At 71.4% G+C, this 20,747-nt stretch carries 20 protein-coding genes; 14 read left to right on the top strand and 6 right to left on the bottom strand.

Features of this window, described 5'->3' with window-relative positions:
- The gene (locus Q5425_RS39345) at nt 1-912 is read right to left on the bottom strand and encodes an SDR family oxidoreductase (RefSeq protein WP_308677893.1); all 912 of its coding nucleotides are present in this window, start codon (nt 910-912) and stop codon (nt 1-3) included.
- 81 nt (nt 913-993) lie between these two features.
- Entirely contained in the window at nt 994-1,905 is a 912-nt protein-coding gene (locus Q5425_RS39340) for an aldo/keto reductase (RefSeq protein ID WP_308677505.1), read from the bottom strand.
- A gap of 63 nt (nt 1,906-1,968) precedes the next feature.
- Between Q5425_RS39340 and Q5425_RS39335 the strand changes: the two genes are divergently transcribed.
- Nucleotides 1,969-2,790 carry an LLM class F420-dependent oxidoreductase gene (locus Q5425_RS39335; RefSeq protein WP_308677504.1) on the top strand — a complete coding sequence of 274 codons (822 nt, stop codon included), beginning with the start codon at nt 1,969-1,971 and terminating at the stop codon, nt 2,788-2,790.
- Nucleotides 2,791-2,944: 154 nt separating this feature from the next.
- Nucleotides 2,945-3,976, top strand: coding sequence for a class II fructose-bisphosphate aldolase (gene fbaA, locus Q5425_RS39330; RefSeq protein ID WP_308677503.1), 1,032 nt, complete (start codon nt 2,945-2,947; stop codon nt 3,974-3,976).
- 55 nt (nt 3,977-4,031) lie between these two features.
- On the opposite strand, the gene Q5425_RS39325 is transcribed toward fbaA, so the two are convergent.
- Entirely contained in the window at nt 4,032-5,213 is a 1,182-nt protein-coding gene (locus Q5425_RS39325; RefSeq protein WP_308677502.1) for a hypothetical protein, read from the bottom strand.
- A 232-nt stretch (nt 5,214-5,445) separates the two neighbouring features.
- On the opposite strand from Q5425_RS39325, the gene Q5425_RS39320 reads away from it, so the two are divergent.
- The 6 genes from Q5425_RS39320 (at nt 5,446) to Q5425_RS45950 (ending at nt 10,325) form a co-directional block, all read left to right on the top strand.
- The gene (locus Q5425_RS39320; RefSeq protein WP_308677501.1) at nt 5,446-5,856 is read left to right on the top strand and encodes a DUF3151 domain-containing protein; all 411 of its coding nucleotides are present in this window, start codon (nt 5,446-5,448) and stop codon (nt 5,854-5,856) included.
- A 72-nt stretch (nt 5,857-5,928) separates the two neighbouring features.
- Nucleotides 5,929-7,626 carry a hypothetical protein gene (locus Q5425_RS39315; RefSeq protein ID WP_308677500.1) on the top strand — a complete coding sequence of 566 codons (1,698 nt, stop codon included), beginning with the start codon at nt 5,929-5,931 and terminating at the stop codon, nt 7,624-7,626.
- Between the two features lie 26 nt (nt 7,627-7,652).
- A complete protein-coding gene (locus Q5425_RS39310; protein ID WP_308677499.1) occupies nt 7,653-7,859 on the top strand; it encodes a hypothetical protein in 207 nt (68 codons plus the stop codon).
- Nucleotides 7,860-7,871: 12 nt separating this feature from the next.
- Entirely contained in the window at nt 7,872-8,105 is a 234-nt protein-coding gene (locus tag Q5425_RS39305) for a hypothetical protein (RefSeq protein ID WP_308677498.1), read from the top strand.
- A gap of 95 nt (nt 8,106-8,200) precedes the next feature.
- Nucleotides 8,201-9,472 (top strand): YeeE/YedE family protein, encoded by a 1,272-nt coding sequence (locus Q5425_RS39300; RefSeq protein WP_308677497.1) that lies wholly within the window; start codon nt 8,201-8,203, stop codon nt 9,470-9,472.
- A 436-nt stretch (nt 9,473-9,908) separates the two neighbouring features.
- On the top strand, nt 9,909-10,325 hold the full coding sequence (locus Q5425_RS45950; RefSeq protein WP_396135354.1) for a response regulator transcription factor: 417 nt from the start codon (nt 9,909-9,911) through the stop codon (nt 10,323-10,325).
- A gap of 234 nt (nt 10,326-10,559) precedes the next feature.
- On the opposite strand, the gene Q5425_RS39285 is transcribed toward Q5425_RS45950, so the two are convergent.
- Nucleotides 10,560-11,336: a hypothetical protein gene (locus Q5425_RS39285; protein ID WP_308677496.1), complete on the bottom strand. Its 777-nt coding sequence runs from the start codon at nt 11,334-11,336 to the stop codon at nt 10,560-10,562.
- 505 nt (nt 11,337-11,841) lie between these two features.
- On the opposite strand from Q5425_RS39285, the gene Q5425_RS39280 reads away from it, so the two are divergent.
- The 4 genes from Q5425_RS39280 to Q5425_RS39265 all read left to right on the top strand — a co-directional run bounded on the left by Q5425_RS39280 (nt 11,842) and on the right by Q5425_RS39265 (nt 16,036).
- Nucleotides 11,842-13,065 (top strand): low temperature requirement protein A, encoded by a 1,224-nt coding sequence (locus Q5425_RS39280; RefSeq protein WP_308677495.1) that lies wholly within the window; start codon nt 11,842-11,844, stop codon nt 13,063-13,065.
- A gap of 65 nt (nt 13,066-13,130) precedes the next feature.
- The gene (locus Q5425_RS39275; protein ID WP_308677494.1) at nt 13,131-13,703 is read left to right on the top strand and encodes a TetR/AcrR family transcriptional regulator; all 573 of its coding nucleotides are present in this window, start codon (nt 13,131-13,133) and stop codon (nt 13,701-13,703) included.
- A gap of 95 nt (nt 13,704-13,798) precedes the next feature.
- Complete coding sequence (locus Q5425_RS39270) at nt 13,799-14,971, top strand: NAD(P)/FAD-dependent oxidoreductase (protein ID WP_308677493.1); 1,173 nt, start codon at nt 13,799-13,801, stop codon at nt 14,969-14,971.
- Nucleotides 14,972-14,986: 15 nt separating this feature from the next.
- On the top strand, nt 14,987-16,036 hold the full coding sequence (locus tag Q5425_RS39265; protein ID WP_308677492.1) for a zinc-binding alcohol dehydrogenase family protein: 1,050 nt from the start codon (nt 14,987-14,989) through the stop codon (nt 16,034-16,036).
- A 525-nt stretch (nt 16,037-16,561) separates the two neighbouring features.
- Here the strand turns inward: Q5425_RS39265 and Q5425_RS39260 are convergent.
- Together Q5425_RS39260 and Q5425_RS39255 are read right to left on the bottom strand one after the other, a co-directional pair.
- Nucleotides 16,562-17,224, bottom strand: coding sequence for a response regulator transcription factor (locus Q5425_RS39260; RefSeq protein WP_308677491.1), 663 nt, complete (start codon nt 17,222-17,224; stop codon nt 16,562-16,564).
- Entirely contained in the window at nt 17,221-18,462 is a 1,242-nt protein-coding gene (locus Q5425_RS39255) for a histidine kinase (RefSeq protein WP_308677490.1), read from the bottom strand. The genes Q5425_RS39260 and Q5425_RS39255 overlap by 4 nt, the downstream gene beginning before the upstream one ends.
- Nucleotides 18,463-18,614: 152 nt before the next feature.
- On the opposite strand from Q5425_RS39255, the gene Q5425_RS39250 reads away from it, so the two are divergent.
- A complete protein-coding gene (locus tag Q5425_RS39250) occupies nt 18,615-19,355 on the top strand; it encodes an ABC transporter ATP-binding protein (protein WP_308677489.1) in 741 nt (246 codons plus the stop codon).
- A gap of 1 nt (nt 19,356) precedes the next feature.
- The gene (locus Q5425_RS39245; protein WP_308677488.1) at nt 19,357-20,685 is read left to right on the top strand and encodes an FtsX-like permease family protein; all 1,329 of its coding nucleotides are present in this window, start codon (nt 19,357-19,359) and stop codon (nt 20,683-20,685) included.
- Nucleotides 20,686-20,747 lie beyond the last annotated feature (62 nt).

Raw genomic sequence — 20,747 nt, 5'->3', positions numbered from 1 at the left:
TCACCCCTTGGTGGCGGCTCGCCCGCCGTGGCCGGTGACCGCCGACTCGAACGCGCCGCGGGCCTCGATGTCGGCCAGCGCGGCCTTGTCCGCCGAAGGTACCCGGCTGCGCGAGCCGATCTCGACGACCGGCGGCAGGAAGGCGCGGAACAGCTTGAGCGCGCCGACCCAGCGCGGCACGTGGATGGTCCGGGCGCGCTTGAGGATGCCCGCCTCGAGGTCGTCCAGTGCCACGTCCAGCGGGTAGGTCTTGCCGATCAGGCCGGGCATCGACGCGCGGAGCTTGCCGAACACCGGGTGCGCGTCGGCGCTCTCGACGAGGTCGGTGCGGATCCACGTCGGGTGGGCGACGCCGACCTTGACGCCCAGGTGGGCGACCTCGGCGCGGAGGCTGTTCGAGAACGCCTCGACGCCGGCCTTGGCGGCGGAGTAGTTGGCCATGCCCGGCGCGTGCGTGATCGCGGCGAGGCTCGAGATGGCCAGCAGGTAGCCCTTGCGCTCGATGACGTGCGGGAGCGTGACGCGGAACGTCCGCCAGACGCCGAGCAGGTCGACCTCGATCACCTTCTCGAACGCGGCCCGGTCGACCGAGCGGACGAAGCCCGCGGTCGCGATGCCGGCGTTCGCGATGACGATGTCGATCCCGCCGAAGTGCTCGACGACGCTCTTCGTGGCCCTTTCCAGGGCGTCCCAGCTGGTGACGTCGGCTTCCCAGGCTTTTGCGTTCGGCCCGATCCGGTCGGCGACCTTCTTCTGCTCGTCGGCTTCGAGGCCGACGAGGGCGACCTTCGCGCCGCGAGCGGCCAGCCGCTCGGCGAGCCCGGCGCCGATGCCGCGGGCGGCGCCGGTGATCAGCACGACCTTGCCGTCGACCTTCTTGGTGCCGCTCAGCAGCGAAAACGGGTTGGCCACGGTGCCCTCCTGGACGTCGAACGTCGCTTTCCGAACGGCACCGTACCCCAACTTACCCACAGTAAGCTACCCCGTAGTAAGTTAGCTTTCACGTGAAAGCTCCGCTACTTCTTCTGTAGTCAGGTTGAGGGAGACGGAGGCGATCAGGTCGGTTAGCTGCTCGGGGGTGCGGGCGCTTGCGATCGGGGCGGCGACTGTTGGCTGCTGCCGGAGCCAGGCGAGCGACACCGTGGCGACCGAGACGTTGTGGGCGGCCGCCACCGCGTCGAGCTTGGCCAGGATGCGCTCGCCGTCGCCGTCCAAATAGGACTCCGCGCGGGCGGCGCGCGGGCTGTTCGTCACGTCGCCCTTCGTGCGGTACTTGCCGGTGAGGAACCCCTTGGCCAGGGCGAAGTACGGCAGCGTCGCCAGGCCTTCCCGTTCGACGAGCGGGGCCAGGTCGCGCTCGTAGTCCCGCTCGACGAGGTTGTAGTGCGGCTGCAGCACCGCGTACCGCGCGAAGCCGTTCTGGTCCGAAGTGGACAGTGCTTCGGCGAGCCGCTCGGCGGTGTAGTTGGACGCGCCGAGGTAGCGGACCTTGCCCGCGCGGACCAGCGCGTCGAACGCTCCCAGCGTCTCCTCGAGCGGCGTGTCCGGGTCGTCGCGGTGGGCGTAGTAGAGGTCGATGTGGTCGGTCTTCAGGCGGCGCAGCGAGTCCTCCGCCGCGGCCTGGATGTTCTTCGCCGACAGGCCCGGCCGGCCCTCCCACATGCCGACCTTGGTCGCGACGACGACGTCGTCGCGCCGGCCGCGGGCGGTCAGCCAGTTGCCGAGGATCTCCTCGGAGCCGCCCCCGCCGCCGTAGAGGTCGGCGGTGTCCACGAAGTTGCCGCCCGCCGCGGTGTAGGCGTCGAGGACGGCGAAGGACTGCGGCTCGTCGGCCGTCCAGCCGAAGACGTTGCCGCCGAGGTTGAGGCCGTAGACGTCGAGGTCGGTGTTGCCCAGCTTGGTCATGCCGTCGACATTAATTCGCCGGACCCGGGAGGAAAATCGCCGTCCCGCGCGTTGGAGTGTTCCATGGCAATCGAACTCGGCAAGCTCGGTATCTGGCGGCACTACTCGGGCGTCGACGCGCAGTTCGCGGCGGAGGCGGAGAAGCTCGGCTACGGCGCGATCTGGCTGGGGGCGTCCCCGAGCGGCGACCTCGCCTACGTGGACGACCTGCTCGCGGCGACGGATCGCCTGGTCATCGCCACCGGCATCGTGAACATCTGGCAGGACGAGCCCGCGGACATCGCCCGCGTGTACGAGCGGATCGCGGGCAAGTACCCGGACCGCTTCCTGCTCGGCGTCGGCGCGGGCCACCGCGAGGCGACCAAGGAGTACAAGAAGCCGTACGCGGCGCTGGTCGACTACCTCGACGGGCTGGACGCGGCGGGCGTCCCGGCTTCGGGACGCGCGCTGGCGGCGCTCGGCCCGAAGGTCGTCGAGCTGGCCGGCGACCGCACCGCGGGCGCGCACCCGTACCTGACCACGCCGGAGCACACCCGCGGGGCGCGCGAGATCCTGGGCGAGGGGAAGCTGCTCGCCCCGGAGCACAAGGTGGTCCTCGGCACCGACGCCGCCGAGACCCGCGCGATCGGCCGCAAGACGGTGAAGTTCTACCTCGGCCTGTCGAACTACGTCGCCAACCTGCGGAAACTCGGCTTCACGGACGAGGACCTCGAGGGCGAGGGCAGCGACCGCCTGATCGACGCGCTGGTGCTGCAGGGCGACGCGGCGACGATCGCTCGCGGCCTGTCGGCCCACCTCGAGGCGGGGGCCGACCACGTGAACGTCCAGGTGCTGAACGAAGACCCGTGGCCCGCCTACCGCGCGCTGGCTTCCGAGCTGCGGTGATCCCCGTCCGGCCGCCGGTTCGCCCGGCGGCCGGACACGCCCCTTCTGAACCGATTCCACGTGCGGAAAAGTTTCTCGCCGGGGACCGGTGTGCGGCGGCGGCCGACCTCGTACGATGCGGTCGGGACCCACCCTGTGCCAAGGAGGAGTAACGATGCCCATCGCCACCCCCGAGGTCTACGCGGAGATGCTCGACCGGGCCAAGGCGAACGAGTTCGCCTACCCGGCCATCAACGTGACCTCGTCCGAGACCGTGAACGCCGCCATCCGCGGCTTCGCCGAGGCGGAGAGCGACGGCATCATCCAGTTCTCCACCGGCGGTGCGGAGTTCGCGTCCGGCCAGAAGGTCAAGGACATGGTGACCGGCGCGACGGCGCTGGCGGAGTTCGCCCAGGTCGTGGCGGCGAAGTACAACGTGAACGTCGCGCTGCACACCGACCACTGCCCGAAGGACAAGCTGGACGGCTTCGTCCGCCCGCTGATCGAGATCTCGGCCGAGCGCGTCAAGAACGGCCAGAACCCGCTGTTCCAGTCCCACATGTGGGACGGCTCGGCGATCGACCTCGACGAGAACCTCGAGATCGCCGCGGAGCTGCTCGCCAAGACGGCGGCCGCCAAGATCATCCTCGAGGTCGAGATCGGCGTGGTCGGCGGCGAGGAGGACGGCGTCGAGGCGGAGATCAACGAGAAGCTGTACACCGCCGAGGGCGACTTCCTGAAGACGATCGACGCGCTGGGCTCCGGCGACCGCGGCCGCTACCTGCTGGCGGCGACGTTCGGCAACGTCCACGGCGTGTACAAGCCGGGCAACGTGAAGCTCCGCCCGGACGTCCTGAAGGGCGGCCAGGAAGCGGCGGCGAAGAAGCTGGGCCTCGACGCGGGCTCGAAGCCGTTCGAGCTGGTCTTCCACGGCGGTTCGGGCTCGCTGCCGGAGGAGATCCGCGAGGCGGTGTCGTACGGCGTGGTGAAGATGAACGTGGACACGGACACGCAGTACGCGTTCACGCGCCCGATCGTGGACCACTTCTTCAAGAACTACGACGGGGTCCTGAAGATCGACGGCGAGGTCGGCAACAAGAAGGTGTACGACCCGCGGTCGTACTTGAAGGCCGCGGAGGCCGGCATGGCGGCCCGGGTCGTCGAGGCCTGCCAGGCACTGGGCTCGGCGGGGACGAAGCTGAAGTAAGTCTTCTACGCGCGAAGGGCGGCACTTCCACGTGGAGTGCCGCCCTTCATCGTGTTCAGACCGATGCGGTGACCGAACGCCGAGCCGCCCAACGTCGCGAAGCCGGACCGGCCGCCGCCCACAGGGCGAACACCCCGCCCAGCACCACCAAAGCCGTCCAGTACGCCGCCGGTGGGGCCGACTCCGTGTGCGCGTCACCCAGGACCCACGGCCGGAACTGCGACTGCAGCCAAAACGCCCCGTACCCGAACGCCGTCACCAGCAACGCCCCCGCGCCCGCCCGCAACACGCCCGTCCCGATCGCGAACGCCAAGTCCACCGCGAGACCCACAAAAAGCAGGTAGAACGGCACCGTCGACACCGGGAACCCCAGCCCCAGCAGCAGCGGCCACATCACCGATCGGTAAGCGACGTACGCGAGAGCCACCGCGGTCGCCGCCCAACGGAACCCCAGCGTCTTCCGAGCCAAAACCAGGATCAACGCCATCACCCCGATGCCCCACAGCGGGTACACCCACTCCGGGATCGGCATCGTGAAGTGCAGCACCGCCGTCCGGTCGACCGGGTGCCCGATCTGGGCGGCCGCGAAGTCCAGCAGCGACGGCTCGGCCTCCGGGGTACCGCGCTCCCACGCTCGCAGGCCGAGGATGCCGTACTCCTGCTGGCCGTTCGGGAAGAACGTGTTCTCCAGGAAGAACGCCCACAGCGCCAGCAGCACGCCCGTGCGGAACCGGCCCGGCGGTGCGGACCGGAGCCAGCCCAGGAGGACGCCCGCCTGCATGATGCCCGTGCCCAGGTACAGCATCATGTGGGACGGGCTCCACGCCGTCAGGTCGAGGCCGTTGACGCGGTGGTTGATGACGTCCAGCGGCGCCGCCACCAGGAACGTCAGCAGGCCGATCTGCATCAGGCGCAGGGAGCTCCGATCGCAGCCGAGGCCCGTATAGCTGTGGATCGACACCAGCACCACGATGATCACCGTGCCGACCGTGTTGATCAGGTGCGGTGGCGCCAGGTCGTCGCGCAGCCACATGAAGTGCCACGACATGTCCCACGACGAGCCCAGCAGCTTGAACCCGAACGCCGCCAGCCACATCCCGTAACAGAAGCGCAGCACCCAGTCCGGGGTCGGCTGCCCGGGGGCGCCGCGGTGCCAGTGCCGGGAGAAGAACAGCCGCGTCTTGCCGATCGGACTGCGCGGGATCACGTCCACCGGGACGTCGACTGCCTTGGCCATGCCGGACATCATGGCCGGTCATGGTCACGAGTGGGCCAAGACCGTGGCAAAGAACGCGAAAATCGGGGGTTCACCCCTAAGGGTGGCGGACTTGCTTCCGGACCGCCCGGGTTGGCATGGTGTCGCGCCATGATGCCGAAACGAGTTGTCGCGGGCGTGCTGGTCGCCGCCTTGGTGCTGGCCGGAGCCGGGGTGCTCGGGAGCCTCTTCCTCTAGAGGCAGAATGGGCGGCATGACGCACAACCTGCTCGGCCCCGAGCCGACGATGCTGCCCGAGCACACCGCCGCCCAGGCCGCGCTCGACGCCGGGAACGACCCGGCCACCGTCGCGGCCGAACACCCCGACTACAGCGAGGCCTGGGCTTCGCTCGCCGAGAAGGCGCTGGACGCGGGCGAGACCGTCGCCGCGTACGCGTACGCCCGCACCGGCTACCACCGGGGTCTCGACCAGCTGCGCCGCGCCGGCTGGAAGGGCTTCGGCCCGGTGCCGTGGGCGCACCGCCCCAACCAGGGGTTCCTCCGCGCCCTCGCGGTGCTCGGCAAGGCCGCCGGCAAGATCGGCGAGGCCGAGGAGTACGAGCGCTGCCGGACGTTCCTCGCCGACTCCGACCCCGCCGCCGCGGAAGCCACCGGCCTGAAGTGACCCACCCGTCGTGAGTGGTAAGGCGGGTTAGAACCCGCCTTACCACTCACGACCCCCGAGCTGGGAGTTTTGATGGAACACGACCACTCCGCGCCGACCGGTTCGTCCACTGTGGACGTGCTGGCGCTGGTGCTGCGGCTGGCCCTGTTGCTGGCCACGGCGTTCCTCGCGGGCGGCGGGGTCCTGCGCCCGCCGGTGGGGGACCTGCCGCGCACGCGGAAGCTCGTGCTGTACGTCCTCGGGGGGTCGTCGGCGCTGCTCGCCGTGGTGTCGGCCTTCGCCGTCGACGTCACCGTGGTCGCGCTGGCGATCCACGTCGTGCTCGCGGTGGCGGTGCCGGTCTTCCCGCGGGCCACCCGCTGGACGTCGGCCGCGCTGCTGGTGCTCGTCGTGCTGGAGACGTCGCTCGGCGGCACCGGCATCGAGTTCGCGATCGACACGGTGTTCGTCGCCGGGGCGGCCGTGTGGTTCGGCTTCGCGCTGCACGGGCCGGTCTCGACGTCCGCGATCCGGCCCGGCCCGCTGGCCCTCACCCTCGGCGGGCTCCTGGTCCTCGCCGGCGCGGTGCGGTTCGGGCTGTCCGGCCTCGGGTTCGACCGGCGGCTCTACACGACGCTCTTCGGGCTCGCGGTCCTCGCCGTCGTGGTCGTCCCCGTGGTGGTGAGCGGGCTCGCGGTGGTGCTGCGCGGGCGTGCCTACCGCTTCGGTGCGGCCGGTGTCGCCCTCGGGTTCCTCGCGTGGAGTGCGCTCGGTGCGATCCCGGCGCCACCGCCGCTGCCCGTGCCGGGCGTGCCGCTGCTGGCCGACGAGCCGGGGTTCCCGGTGCTGGTCAGCCCGCAGCGGCCGGGGCACAACCTCGTCCACTTCCCGCCCAGTGCGGGCGGCGACCTCGCCGCCGGCGTCCGCGGCGGGATCATCACGAAGGCCGTCGCGCGGCCCGGGGCCGAAGGCACGTGGGCAGATGTCGATCTGCCGCCCGGGCGCAGCGGCCTGGAGATCCGCCGCGGCGACACGACTTCGGTCGTCGAGGTCGACGCGGGCAGCGCGCCCGGCCCGTCGATCATCGACGCCGACGCGCCGGAATGCGCGTCCGCGGCCCTCGGCGGCCTGGTCGCCGGCCGCACCGACGTGCTGACCGCGTGCCCGTCCGACGCGCTGACGCCGGAGGACAGCGGGGCGCTCGTCAAGCTCGTCGAGTTCCTCGCCGGGCGGAAGCCGGCCGCGCTCACACTGGTCGAAGACGACTCCCCGCGTGGGATCGCCGCCGCGAAGCTGGTGCGGGACACCGCCGCGCGCGCCGGACTGGCCGTGCGCCCGGACGCCGGGCCGGACACCGCGCTCGTCGTCGTCTCCGGCTGGGCCGCCGGGTACACGGCGATGACGCGGGCCGCGGAGCTGCAGCGCCTCGAACCCACCCACCAGTACGGGCTCTACCTGGCGCCGTGGCTGCTGAACGGGCCGATCGTCAACGCCGTCGCGAGCGCGTCGCTGCCGCTGCGCTTCGACCCGCGGGAGTCGGCCGCGGTCGGGTACGCCGTCGCGGTCGGCAACCGCTTCGGCGGCGAAAGCCCGACGCTCGGCGGCTTCCGGAACTGGCTGGGCGCCGGCCGGCCGGCGGCGGACGTGCAGATTTTCGCCGCCGCCCAGGTCAACGCCATGCCGATGTACCCCACCGAACCCCACGCCACCGGAATGGTGATGGACCGCGACTACGCGGGCCAGTGGGTCCCCGACGGAACCATCGTGCCGATCACGGCGGTTCTCCGCTGAAAACCCCTGCGAAGAAAGGAAAACGCATGAAGCGTCTCGCTGCCCGCGTGCTGCTGCCGCTCGTCGCGGCGACTGCGTTCACCGGCCTGGCCGCCGGTGTCGCCAGTGCCGACCCGACCGACGGCTCCGTCTGGCTCGTGCCCGGCGTCGACCTCGGCAGCGTGCTGGGTCCGCTCGGCCAGCCCGTCGGGCTGCTCGCCCCCGTCTTCGGCCTCATCACCGCCGTTTCCTGAAAGGTGCACAAAATGAAGAAGAACCTCATCCGCGCGGCCGGTGCCGCGGTCCTCGCCGGTGCGGCCCTCTTCGGCGCGGCCGGACCGGCACTGGCGGCCGACGCCCCGGGCGTCGTCGTGGTCGACGAGCCGGACACCAGCGGCCTGAACAACATTTGGACGTTCGCCCCACTTGGCGTCCCGGTGCTCGGCCTGATCCAGTCGGTCAACGGCGTTCCGGGCAAGCTGCTGCCCTCCTGGTCCTGACCTGCCGGCGGTCCTCGCCCGCCCCGGCGAGGACCGCCACCGGCCGCCCCGGGAACTCGTTTCTCCTCGATCCGCGTGTCCTCATAGGAGTATCGATGTCCACCTCCACCGAACGCACCCCGGCAGGGAACTTCCTGCTGAGCTCGCCCACTTCGTGCGCCGCGCCGCGGCCGGCGCCGGAAGAACCCGTCCGGGTGGTACCGCTGGTCGTCAGCGCGGCGCTCGCCGCCGGCCTGAGCTGGTACGTCTGGGCGTCCTACGGCGCCAAGTCCGGCGCGCTGCTGGTCGTCGGGCTGCTGCTCGGCCTGGCCCTGTTCCATTCGCGGTTCGGCTTCACCTCCGCGTGGCGGCAGCTGATCGCGGTCGGCAACGGTACCGGGCTGCGCGCGCACACCCTGCTGCTCGGCACCGCGGCCACGTTGATCGCCCTGATCGCGGGCACCGGCGCGGGGCTGTTCGGCGTGACGCCGAAGCTCACCGCCGGACCGGTGGGGCTCGCCCTGTTCGCCGGGGCGGCGCTGTTCGCGATCGGGATGCAGCTGGGTGGCGCCTGCGCCTCGGGGACGCTGTTCGCGGTCGGCGCCGGCCAGGCCACGATCGTGCCGACGCTGGGCGGCTTCATCGCCGGCTCGGTGCTCTTCACGTGGGCCTACCCGATCTTCACGGGCTGGCCGCAGGTGTCCGGCTTCCTGCTCGCCGACCACGTGGGCTGGTGGGGTTCCTGGGCGATCACCGTCGCTGCGCTGGCGCTCGTCGTCGTGGTGACGCGCGTGGTCCAGGCCCGCCGCACGCCGCCACCCGTCGACGCGGTCCCGACCGCGCGGGGCTTCGCGCGGGTGTTTCGGGGCTCCTGGCCGCTGCTGGCCGGCGCGGTCGTGCTGGGTGTACTCGCCGCGGTAGTGGTCCTCGTGTCCGGCAGTCCCTGGGGCGTCACGTTCGCGTTCGCCCTGTGGGGTGCGAAACTGCTGCAACTGGTCGGCCTGCACCCGGAAACCTGGGAATTCTGGCGGAGCGCGACCAACGCCAAGGCCCTCGCCGGCCCGATCTGGACGGACAAGACGAGCCTCACCGACATCGGGATCATCCTCGGCGCCGCCGTCGCGGCCGCGGCCGCCGGGACCTGGAAGATCCGCGCGGAGATCCCGTGGCGGACTTTCGTCGCGGCCGTGCTGGGCGGCGTCCTCATGGGCATCGGTGCCCGGCTTGCCGGTGGCTGCAACATCGGCGCCTACCTCGCCGGCATCTCCACCGGCAGCCTGCACGGCTGGCTGTGGGGACTGTTCGCGCTCGGGGGAACGTGGATCGGGATCCGGCTCCGCCCCCTGTTCGGCCTGGCCAACCCCCAGCCCGCCGACAGCGTCTGCTGAGCCAAGCAGGCGACCAGGGGCCTGGGTATCCCTGCTGGGCGTCGCGGACCGGGGATCGACGAGCACGGTGCGGCCCACGATCCCGGCGATGCTCAGCCGGCGCGACCGGTGCTTGACGGTTCCGGGACCGGGGGCCGGCCTGATCCACCGGCCGCACGACGACCACGGCGCGGAAGCCGTCTACAACTCCGAGAACGGTGCCGCGTTCGACCGCCGCTTTTGTGGCGAAAGGGCGCGGCCGAGTGAGGCGGTGCCGGGCGCGGGTGATCGTGCACCGATATCCCCATGGCGGCCTCGTAGCCCCACCACGACTCCGTCTGCGCCGGGATGAGCAGCATCGCCGGGTTCCCGAGGTCGCCCGCGACGCGTAGTTCATCCGGGTTTCGCCGAGCTCCACGACCTGCTCCGGAAAGGCGTGCGGGACGGAGATTCCGGCGTGGTCCTCCGCTTCCAGACAGCTCATCGGGCCACCGCCGTCGCCGGGCACGAAGTCCCCCGCCTGGACTCCGGGCTGTTCGAGGACTGCCTGCTCGGGCCCGCCCCCGCCGACCCGGCCGGGCACGCCGTCGATCTGCGGGACGTCACCGCTTCGCACGTTGCCGGCTTCTACGCGGTCGTCCACCTGGCCGCGCTGTCGACCGACCCCGCCGAGCTGGCCCGCTTGTCCGACCTCACCCCGCGAGAACGCGACGTACTGCGCCTGGTGGGCGAAGGCCTGAGCAACGCGGAAATCGCCGACCGGCTCGTGGTCAGCCTGCACCCGGTCAAGACGCACGTCAGCCGCATGCTCACCAAGACCGGCTGCCAGAGCCGCGCGCAGGCGGCACTGCTGGCCCGCCACACACTGAGCTGAAACCGCTGCGTGCAAGGCGCGGGAGTGTCTTCGTTGGGCCGCAGCGCGGCGATCACGACGGCGAACCCCTTGCCCGGCACAAGTTTCCCGGCGCGCCCCGGGCGTGGACCGTCACCTCGTGGCCGAACCTGGTCATCGCCGAGGCCAGTTCTCCGACGGGGGTGCACCGGCTGCCGGCGGGGCCTTCCCAGGCGGCGGCCGGCGGCTAGGCGTGCTCCAGCCCCATCGCGATCTTCACGGTCGGTCGGTGCCGAGGTCGGCGCGGTCCACCTTGCGGTGGAACCGCATCCCGGCCAGACCGCCGAGGATCGCTCCGACCAGGGCGACGACGAGGGCCACGGCCACGCCGATGATCGTCGTGATGGTCGCGGCGTCGTCGCTGACCGGCAGTTTCGGCAGCCCGCCGATCCGGCTCACGACGTCGAACCGGTCACCGGCGATGGCGGCGAGGATCGCGACGACGACGGTGATGACGATCGTCCAGACCCACACGGCGATGCCCTGCTTCACGCCGTTGAACCGGGCCATGCGTCCGGCGACGTAGCCGCCGCAGTAGTACGCGACCAGCAGGACGGCTGCGGCGACGATGGCGCTGACGACCCCCGCGGTCCGCGTCACGTCGGGATTCTGCGCGGCCTGCCCGGCCGCTTGCCCGCTGTCGTCGGTGAGGGACAGGCCGATCAGGCCACCGATGGCGGTGAGCAGGGCGAAGAGCAGGACGGCGGTGCCGATCGCGGTCAGCCAGCCGAAGAACGCCGAGCCCCACTTGATGCCCCCGAAGCGGTCCTTCTGCCGGTGGAGGACATCCCCGCGGGAAGGCCCGGTGCCGGCGTCCGCCTCGAGCCGGTCGTGGTGATCGAGGTCGGTCCGGGCGTCGTCCGGGTGCTGCCCGGGATCCGCGCGGCCGGTCAGCCGGTTTCGCACCGACGGCTCCCGTCGCGGGGAGTCCTGGCTGGTGGGGTCCGCAGATCCGCGGCCGCGGGGGTCGTCGCCTTGGCGTTCGGTGGGCATTGCGTGGCTCCTTCGGTGGTCCGGTGGCCGGCCAGGTGGACCGATCGGCCGGTCGGCGGATGACGGCAGGTCAGCGGCTCCGAGTGCGGGGACCCGAGCCGAGCGGGAGATGGGAACCTCCGGTGTTGCCTTCGCGGGCGTGCTCGCGAAGGCAATACCGGACCTGCGGGTGGCACTCGCCGTCGGACACGGGGTCCGGGGCGAATGCCCTCGACCCGCTCCCTCAAACATCGGCACGGCAACGTGAGCGCGGCCGCTTCGCCGTTTCCTGCGGCCCGCCCCTGGGTAGTCCCGCACTCCGGCAGCGAACGGAGAACGCCATGCCTACCCCATCCGCACCGGCCAGGCTTCCGCCGGGCGGCGATGCCGGAGCGGGCTCGTGCGGCTCACCGCCCGGTGGACCGAGGCCGCCGGGTCCTGACCTGACCACTCCGACGATCGTGCCGGAATGGGCGGCCCCCGGACAGCCGGTACCCGACGCAGGGGCCGGGGACAGGAGACGCTCGTGAGCGTGGGTACCGAACGCGAGCCGATGGTCCGCCCGCCCGCGCTGCGCACCGGGCAGGAAGCATCGGCGAGCAACCTCGAACTGTTCTTCGACCTCGCCTACGTCCTGGTCGTGAACGAGCTCGCCGTCGCCTTCCTCAAGCACCTGACGTGGTCCGGGGTCGGCACGTTCGTGGCCCTGTTCATCGCCATCTGGACGTCCTGGGTGGGGTACACCCTCTACGCCAACCGGTTCGACACCGACGACGTCCTGTTCCGCATCGCCAAGCTCGCCGCGACCCTGTCCATCGCCGGGTGCGCGGCGAGCGCCGCGACCGCGACCTCGTCGTTCTCCACGCCGTTCGCGGTGTGCTTCCTCGCCGGCCGGGTGATCCTGCTGGGGCTCTACGCGCGGGCATGGCGGCACGTCCCCGACGCGCGGGGCACCATCGACGTCTACCTCGCCACCATCGCGGCGAGCTCGGCCCTGTGGGCCGTGTCGCTGGCTTTCGGGGGACCGGCGCGGTACTGGCTGTGGGGCGCGGCAGTCGTCGTCGACGCCGTCGGCCCGGTCATCGCCACCTGGCGCGACAACCACCTCCCGCTGCACATGGAACACCTCCCGGAACGGTTCGGGCTCTTCGTGATCCTGGTGCTCGGGGAAGCCGTGGGCGGCGCGGCCATCGGCGTGCACGACGCGGCGTGGGGCCCGTCCGCAGTGGCGGTCGGAGTCGCCGGGTTCGTCATCGCCGCCGCGATGTGGTGGATCTACTTCGACACCGCCGCCGCCGTGGGGGCCGCCGCGTTGCGCCGGCGCGACGACGAGTCCCGGGACGACGGCACGCCCGCCGACGAACGGCACGACCTGTTCGTCTACGGCCACCTACCGCTCGCCCTGGGCGTCGTCATGGCCGGTGTCGGCGTCGAAGAGCTCGTGCTGCACCCCGGGGCAGCGCTGCCGTCGGCGGGCGGCTGGGCCTTGGCCGCCGGCGTCGCCCTCTTCCTGATCGGAACCGCCCTCGTCCTCGGCGGCAGCAGCCGGTCGTGGCGGGCGATCTGGCCGTGGCCCGTCGCCGCGGTCCCGCTCGCGCCGGCCGCCGCCGCGTTCGGGCACCACCGAGCCCTGCTGCTCGTCGCGGGACTGGCCCTGCTGTGCCTCGGCTTGGCCGTGCGGGGAACGGTCGTCCGCCGCAACGGTGGCTCGGGCCCGGTGGCGGGGAAGACGCCTCGTACCCCGGTCTAGGTCCTGCTGGGCTTCTTCCGGTGCAACGACCGCAGCCGGTGAACTGGGCGGCCTAGGATCTGCGGATGAGTGAGAGCGGTCGGCGTGCGCGGAAGAAGGCCCAGACCCGCAAGGCGATCGGGGATGCCGCGCTGCGGTTGTTTCTGGAGCGCGGTTACGACCAGGTGAGTGTGCGGGAGATCGCCGATGCTGCGGACGTCTCTCTCAGCACGTTGTTCAACTACTACCCCACGAAGGAGTCGCTGGCTTTCGACGAAAGCGAGGCCATCGGCTCGGCTCTGGTCGCGACGGTGCGGGATTGCGCGCCGCAGGAGGTCGTCGGTGCCCTGCGCACGTTCATCGTGAAGTGGGCCGGCGAGGTCGCCTCGTATCCGCATGCCGCGGAGTTCACCGGGATGATCGACCGGACCCCGGCCCTGAGCGCGTACGGGCGGCGGGTCTGGCTGCAGCACGAAGACGCGTTGACCAAAGCTCTGGAAGAGGCGGTCGGGGCCGCGACCGGGGATGTCCTGTGCCGGGCTCTGGCGCGTTTCTCCCTGGAGGCGTTCGACCTGGCCTACGCGCACCCACAGCCGGCTGAGGCCATCGGTGCGGTGTTCGCCCTGCTGGACCACGGGTGGGTGGCCGCTCGAGGCTAAAAACTTGGAGCACTCCATTATTGGAGCGTTGCAATTTTGGTGTGCTAGTGGTTCACTCGTGAAGGGCAGCTGCCCCGACGAGAGGTCCATGAGCCATGAGCACCCCCCGCACCGCACGTATCGCGATCTCTGGAGGCGGCCTCGGCGGCCTCGCCTGCGCCCGTGTCCTTCAGCTTCACGGTTTCGACGTTTCCGTGTACGAGAGGGAGACCTCGGTGGACGCCCGTTGGCAGGGCGGCACCCTCGACCTGCACGTGCCCACCGGCCAGGCCGCCCTCCGCGTGGCCGGCCTGTACGAGCGGTTCACCGAACTGGCTCGCCCGGAAGGGCAGGAAGTGCGCGAGTACGAGCACCTCACGGGTGCGCTGCTGCTGCACGAAAAGCCCGAGGCCGGCACCGTCGAAGCCCCGGAAATCGACCGCGGCCGGCTGCGAGCCCTTCTCCTGGAATCCCTCGCGCCGGGCACCGTGCTGTGGGGCAGGCAGACCGACACGGTGACCCCGGCTGCCGACGGCCGGGCGAGCATCCGCTTCGGAGACGGCTCGATCGAGACCTTCGATCTGGTCATCGGGGCCGACGGGGCCTGGTCACGCACCCGCCAGGCGCTGTCGGGGATCGAACCGTCCTACCTGGGAACCACCTTCGTCGGAAACGTCCTCGAGGACGCCGACAACCGCCACCCCGCCCTGGCCGAGCTGGTGGGCGGCGGAACTCTGTCGGCCAGGTCCGGATCCACGGCGCTGGTGGCCCTGCGCAACAGTGCCGGCCAGATCCAGGTCTTCGTCTCCCTGGACATCCCGCTGGACTGGGCCGACAAGACCGGTCCGAGCATCGAGGACACCGGTGCCGTCCGGGCTTACCTGCTGAAGGCCGTCGAGGGCTGGGATGCCCGGCTGCTCGACCTGATCCGCGAGAGCGACGCCCACTACACCAGCTGGCCGTTGTTCGTTCTTCCGGTCGGGCACTCGTGGTCCCACGTCCCGGGCATCACCCTGCTCGGGGACGCCGCTCACCTGATGCCGCCGTACGGCATCGGGGCCAATCTGGCCTTGCTGGACGGCACCGACCTGGCCACGGCGATCGCCGAACACGACGACCTCGACGAAGCCGTGCGCGCGTACGAGGCCATGGCGATCCCGCGCGGGACCGCGGGCGCCCAGGCCTGCGCCGAAATCACGGCGAGCCTGCTTACCACCGCGATCGTGCACGGCGGCTCACGGCGCGACGACCTGAACGCGCGCCTGATCAACGCCGTTGACACCCCCTGAGAAACGGCCTGATCCATGAACGAGAACAACGAAGCCCTCTGGATGCGACGCCCCGGCGCAGCTCTTGCCGTGGGGCCCGCCCCCTACACGCCGCCGGGAGCCGGCGAGGTCGTCGTGCGAGTGCGGGCCATCGCCCTGAACCCGGTCGACAACCTGCCGGGCCCGCTGTACCGCCTGGTCCACCGCGGGCTCACCTACCCGGCGATCATCGGCTGGGACGTCGCCGGGGAGGTGGTCCAGACCGGCCCTTCGGTCACCGGGACGGCGCCCGGATCCCGCGTGGCCGGGATCGCCCTGGCGCTCGAACGCACGCACAACCGTGCCGCCGAGGGCGCCTTCCAGAAATACGTGGTGCTGAAACAGCACATGCTCGTACCGATCCCCGAGCACCTTTCCTTCGAGCAGGCAGCGGTGCTGCCCATGGGAGTCGCCATCGCCGCGACCGGCCTTTTCGAGGCCGGTCAGCTCGCTCTCGAACTGCCGGGACCCGATGCGCCGCAGCGACCCGAAAGCGTGCTCGTCTGGGGCGGTTCCACCACCGTCGGCAGCAACGCCATCCAGCTCGCCCGGGGTGCCGGCTACCGCGTCGTGACCACCGCATCACCACGCAACGCCGACTATGTGCGGGGCCTCGGGGCTGAGGAGGTGGTCGACTATCGCAGCAAGAACGCGGTCGAAGACCTGATCGACGCGGTGGGCAGCAGCCCTCTGGCCGGGACCCTGGCCATTGGCGATGGCTCACTGGGCCCGGCACTGAAGCTCGCCTCGGTGCTGCCGGGACGGCGACGGATTTCCGGTGCGGCCCCCGACCCGGTCAGCTACGTGCGCTCGGCCTTGGCCCGCCGCAACAACATCAGCGTAGGCCTGATCCGGGGACCGGCCCTGAAAGACACCTCCGTCGGGCCGGCTGTGTTCACCCGGTTCCTTCCGGCCGCGCTGGCCACCGGGACCTACCGGGCTGCGCCCGAGGCCGTGATCGCCGGCGACGGACTCGAGCAGATCCCCGCCGCCCTGGAACGCCTGCGCCAGGGAGTCTCCGCGCAGAAACTGGTCGTCACCCTCTGATCCCGGCCGCCGCCCGGCTCGGTGCGATGCCGGGTTCGCGCGGGACTCGGATCTCGTGGAACGCCGGCCGACGTACCGGATCTCGTCGGCCGGCGCTCCCGGACCTACTGGTGCGCGGCACCGAGCTGCTGCTGCAACGCGGCCGGATCCGCATTCTCCCGACCGCCGAACAGCGCCACTGCCGCCGTTGCGAAACTCGTATCCGGCCACGACGGACCGGATGGCTCACCTGAGTTCGGCAACGCCGCTCGGCCTGTTATAGCGTTGTTCGAGATGTGCCGCAGCCAACCAGCGGCACGGGCTGTCCGTCGTCGCTCCCGGGAGGGTGATGGCTCCGCCGTGAGGCCTGCATCGCCATTCGACGAAGTTGCAGGAACCAGTAACGGATCATCGCCGCCGGGGCGCTGATCACCCAACAACACGACCTCCGCCGCCGGACCCCGTACCGTGGCGGCGACGGCTCCGGCGACGAACTGCCTGCGGCTGAATATTGCCCGGAAACCTCGCTCTCGCTGCGGTCGGCGTTCACCTCGGCTTTCCCGGCGCGATGAGGCCGCTTTCGTAGGCGAAGACGACCGCTTGCACCCGGTCGCGTGCGCCGAGCTTGAGGAGGATGCGCGAGACGTGGGTTTTGACGGTGCCTTCACCGATGTAGAGGTGCCGGCCGATCTCGGCGTTGGACATTCCTTGGGCTATGCCCCGCAGGACGTCGGTTTCGCGGGCAGTCAGCGTGTCGAGCGTTTCGGCGAGGGCAGGGTCGTGGGTGGGGGCCGCTGCGGCGACCTGCTTGATGAGTTTCATCGTCACCGATGGAGCGAGTAGCCCGTTCCCGGAGGAGATGACGCGGATGGCGTTCAGGATGTCCTCGGGTGGCGAGTTCTTCAACAAGAATCCCGAAGCGCCGGCTTTCAGGGCGGCGTGGACGTAGTCGTCGTCCTCGAAAGTTGTCAGGATCAGGACGCGGGTGTCCGTGCTGCGGGTGACTTCGCGAGTGGCGGCGATGCCGTCGAGCCGGGGCATGCGGATGTCGAGGACAGCGACGTCCGGACGTTCTCGGCGCACGTAAGTCACGGCTTCGTCGCCGTCAGCCGCTTCGCCGACGAGGGTCAGGTCGGCCTGGAGGTCGATCACGGTACGCAGGGCGTTCCGCATGAGGGGCTGGTCATCGGCGACCACGACGCGGATCATCGGCCGCCTTCCCTCGGTAGCCGAGCGTGGACCCGGTAACCGCCGTCGGGCAGGGCTCCCGCATTGAGTGTGCCGTCGAACATGCTCACCCTGTCTCTCATTCCCGCGGTTCCGTGTCCGCGCGTACCCCGGTCGGATCCGGTGAAGTTCTTCGCGTCATCGGCCGGCCCGTTGGTCACCGTCACTTCGACCGCGGTGGGCGTCACCCGCACGGCCACCGAGGTCGGTGCCGTACCCGCGTGCTCGAGCACGTTCGTCAGCGACTGCTCCACGATGCGATAGGCCGATAACTGGAGCGCCTCGCCGGGCGCGGGGTTGCCGGAGCCGAGACGCCAGTCAAGGGACATCTCGATGTTCAGGCCCACGTTGGCGAATTCCCCGGCCAGCCGCGGCAGATCGGCCAGGCCCGGCTGCGGGCTCAAGGCGGCGGACCCGGCGGATCGGCGTCTTTCGGGTGGCGCGGCCGGGGCGGGTGCTTTGAGTGCGCCCAGCATGCTGCGCATCTCGGCGACCGCTTGCCGGGCCGAACCCTCGACCCCGCGCAGCGCGGCCTCCGCCCGCTCGGGGGCGGCCCGCATCGCCACGCGGGCGGCTCCGGCTTGCACGCCCATCACGCTCACGTGGTGGGCGACGATGTCGTGCAGCTCCCGTGCGATGCGTCCGCGTTCCGCCAGCACGGCCCGGACGGTCTCCAGTTCCCGCTCGGCTTCCAGCCGGGCGGCACGCTCGGTGAGACCGGCCAGCGCCCGGCGCCGCGCTTCGACGTTCGCGCCGATGAGCCACGGGATCCAGATCGGCAGGACGGCTACCGCGACCGCCGCGGGAGCGGTGTAGCGGCCGGCGGAGTCGCCAAGCCAGTCCGCCGCCGCCCAGGCCGTGGGGAGGACACCGGCTGCGGGCAGCAGCACGCGCGTCGGCCCGCTCCCGTACGCGGCGATCGCGTAGCCGGCGAAGACCAGTCCGATGTCGACGGAGCTGTCCTTGGGACCGGCGGTGAGCAGCTGCAGCGTGCTCCCCGCGACAGCGAGGGCCAATACGCTCGAGGGCAGCCGGCGGCGCCAGGGCATGGACAGCGCACCGGCGGTCAGCGTCAGCGCCGCGAGATAGCCGAGGTCGGGCCGGAATTGCCACGGGTGCAGCTGCGCCGCGCCGGTCACGAACACCAAGACCGTGATGACGGCGTCGAGGGTCCGGCGCCGCAGCGTGGTGCTGCGGTCGGGGCCGAGCCGGGAGATCACGAAGCCGCCCCGGACAGACGCGGTAGCGCGCGGCGAACGCACGGCCGGGTATGCCGCAGGACAGACCTCCGGTCGTCCTCGGGACAGACGCGCGAGCCGCTGCCGGCCGGGCAGCATTCAGCCGTCAAGGACGAACGAAGCAGGGAACCGGAATGAGCGATCACCTTCTGCAGGCGGACTCCATCACCAAGGAGTTCCTCGACGGCCGCGGCGGAACACCCACGCCGGTGTTGCGCGGCATCTCCCTCGGGGTCTTCCCCGGGGAGTTCGTGGCCATCGTCGGCCCGAGCGGGTCGGGCAAGTCGACGCTGCTGTACTGCCTGTCCGGGCTGGAGCCGGTGACGTCCGGGGACGTCACGGTGATGGGCCGGTCCTTGAGCGGTCTCGGCCGGCGAGCGCAGGCAGCGGTCCGCCGCGAGCACATCGGCTTCGTCTTCCAGTCCTACAACCTCATCCGCTCCTTGACGGCCTGGGAGAACGTGGCGCTGCCGGCCCGGCTGGCCCAACGGAAAGTCAGTGCGGAGGACGTGAGCCGCGCACTGCACCAGGTGGGGCTGGCCGACCGTGCCTCCTACAAGCCGGCCGCGCTTTCGGGTGGCCAGCAGCAGCGGGTCGCCATCGCCCGGGTGCTGGCCATGCGCCCGGACATCGTCTTCGCCGACGAACCCACCGGCGCGCTGGACACCGACGCGGGCACCCAGGTGCTCGGCCTGCTGCGGGCGGTCAGCGACGGCGGCCGGTCCGTCGTCATGGTGACCCACGACCTGCAGGCGGCGGCCATGGCGGACCGGGTGCTCGTGCTGCGCGACGGGACGATCCACCGCACGTTGCTGCGGCCCAGCGCCGCGGACGTGCTCGACGCGCTCACCCACGCCCGTGCGGTGGTGGCCTGACATGCTGCGCCTCATCTTCTCCGACCTGCTCGACAACTTCCGGGTGTGGCTGGGAGTGCTGCTGGTCACGGCGGCCACTGCCGTCGTCACCGCCGTCGTGGCCTGCGACGTCGAGACCGGGCTGGTCACCGGCGGAAACGTCGCCCTGGCGCTCTACGGCATCAGCGGCACGATGATCGTCTTCAGCGTGGCGGCCGCACTTGTCGTCCTCGGCTCGGTCACCGCCTTGGCCGTAGCGCTGCACCAGCGCGCCTACGCGTTGTGGCAACTGGTCGGCCTGCGCCCCGCGCACGTGCGCACGGTCGTCCACGCCCAGCTGGCCACACTCGCCCTCGTCGGCGGCATCGCCGGGTGTTTCCTGGCGGTGCCGGTGCTGCGGCCGTTGTTCCGCTTCAGCTTCGCGACGAGCCCGGAGTTTTCGTCGGTGCGGCCGAGCTTCGGGTTCGTCTCGGCGGCCGCGGTGGTGGTGTTCGTCGTCCTGCTGGCCGTGGCCGCCAGTGCGCGCGGCGCCCGCCGGGCCGCGCACACGCCGGTCATCCGGACCCTGCGCGAGGCGGACGCTCCGCCGGTGACCATGAGCCGGAAACGGTGGGTGGCCGCCGCAGCCATGGCGGCGGCCCTGGCGTGGCTCGTCAGCACGCTGCCCGGCACGGACCCCGGCCGGATGGACACACCGCTGATGCTGGTCGGTCCGCTCGTGGCCGGGATCTTCACGGCGCTGGGCCCGCTGTTCACGGCGCGGCTGGTGCGGGGCTGGACCGCTTTGGTCCCGGACTCCCGGTCCAGTGCCTGGTACCTGGCGCGCAACGCGAGCGTGAGCCACCTCGGCCGGAGCACCGCGGTGATCAATCCGCTGCTGGTGGCCATCGCGCTGGCCGGAGGCTTGTACGCCGCCGGCGACGCGACGCACGGGACCACCGGCGACGCCGGTCCGCTGCCTGTCGGAGCGGTCGTGCTGCTGCTCGGGGGTCCGGTCCTGCTGTCGCTGCTGGGCGCGACCGCCACCATCTTCATGTCGAGCCGCAGCCGTGAGCGTGAAGTCGCCCTGGTCGTGGCCGGTGGCGGCAGCCCGGGAACGGTGACCGCCGCCGCGGCGGCCGAGGCGGTGATCTACGTCGGGACCGCCTGCCTGCTCGGGCTGGCCGCCGTGGCGACGACGTTGCTGGCCGGCGCCTGGGGCACCGGCCAGGGTCTCGCAGTCTCTTCCGCGACCGTGGCGGCAGTCGCCGCGCTGACCGCGGGCGGGGCCCTGCTCATCGTGCCCGCGACGGTGATTCCCGCCCTGCTCGCCCTGCGCCAGGACGTGCCGCGGGCGCTCGCCGCCGAATGAAAGACCCCGTCCTGCCTCGGCGCGCGCCGAGGCAGGACGGGCCGTGCCGGAAGAATCCGGCT

It is taken from the genome of Amycolatopsis sp. A133 (assembly GCF_031082405.1).
Classification (GTDB): domain Bacteria; phylum Actinomycetota; class Actinomycetes; order Mycobacteriales; family Pseudonocardiaceae; genus Amycolatopsis.
The sequence above is the reverse complement of the archived record's forward strand: the minus strand, read 5'-3'. Positions and strand labels throughout refer to the sequence as shown.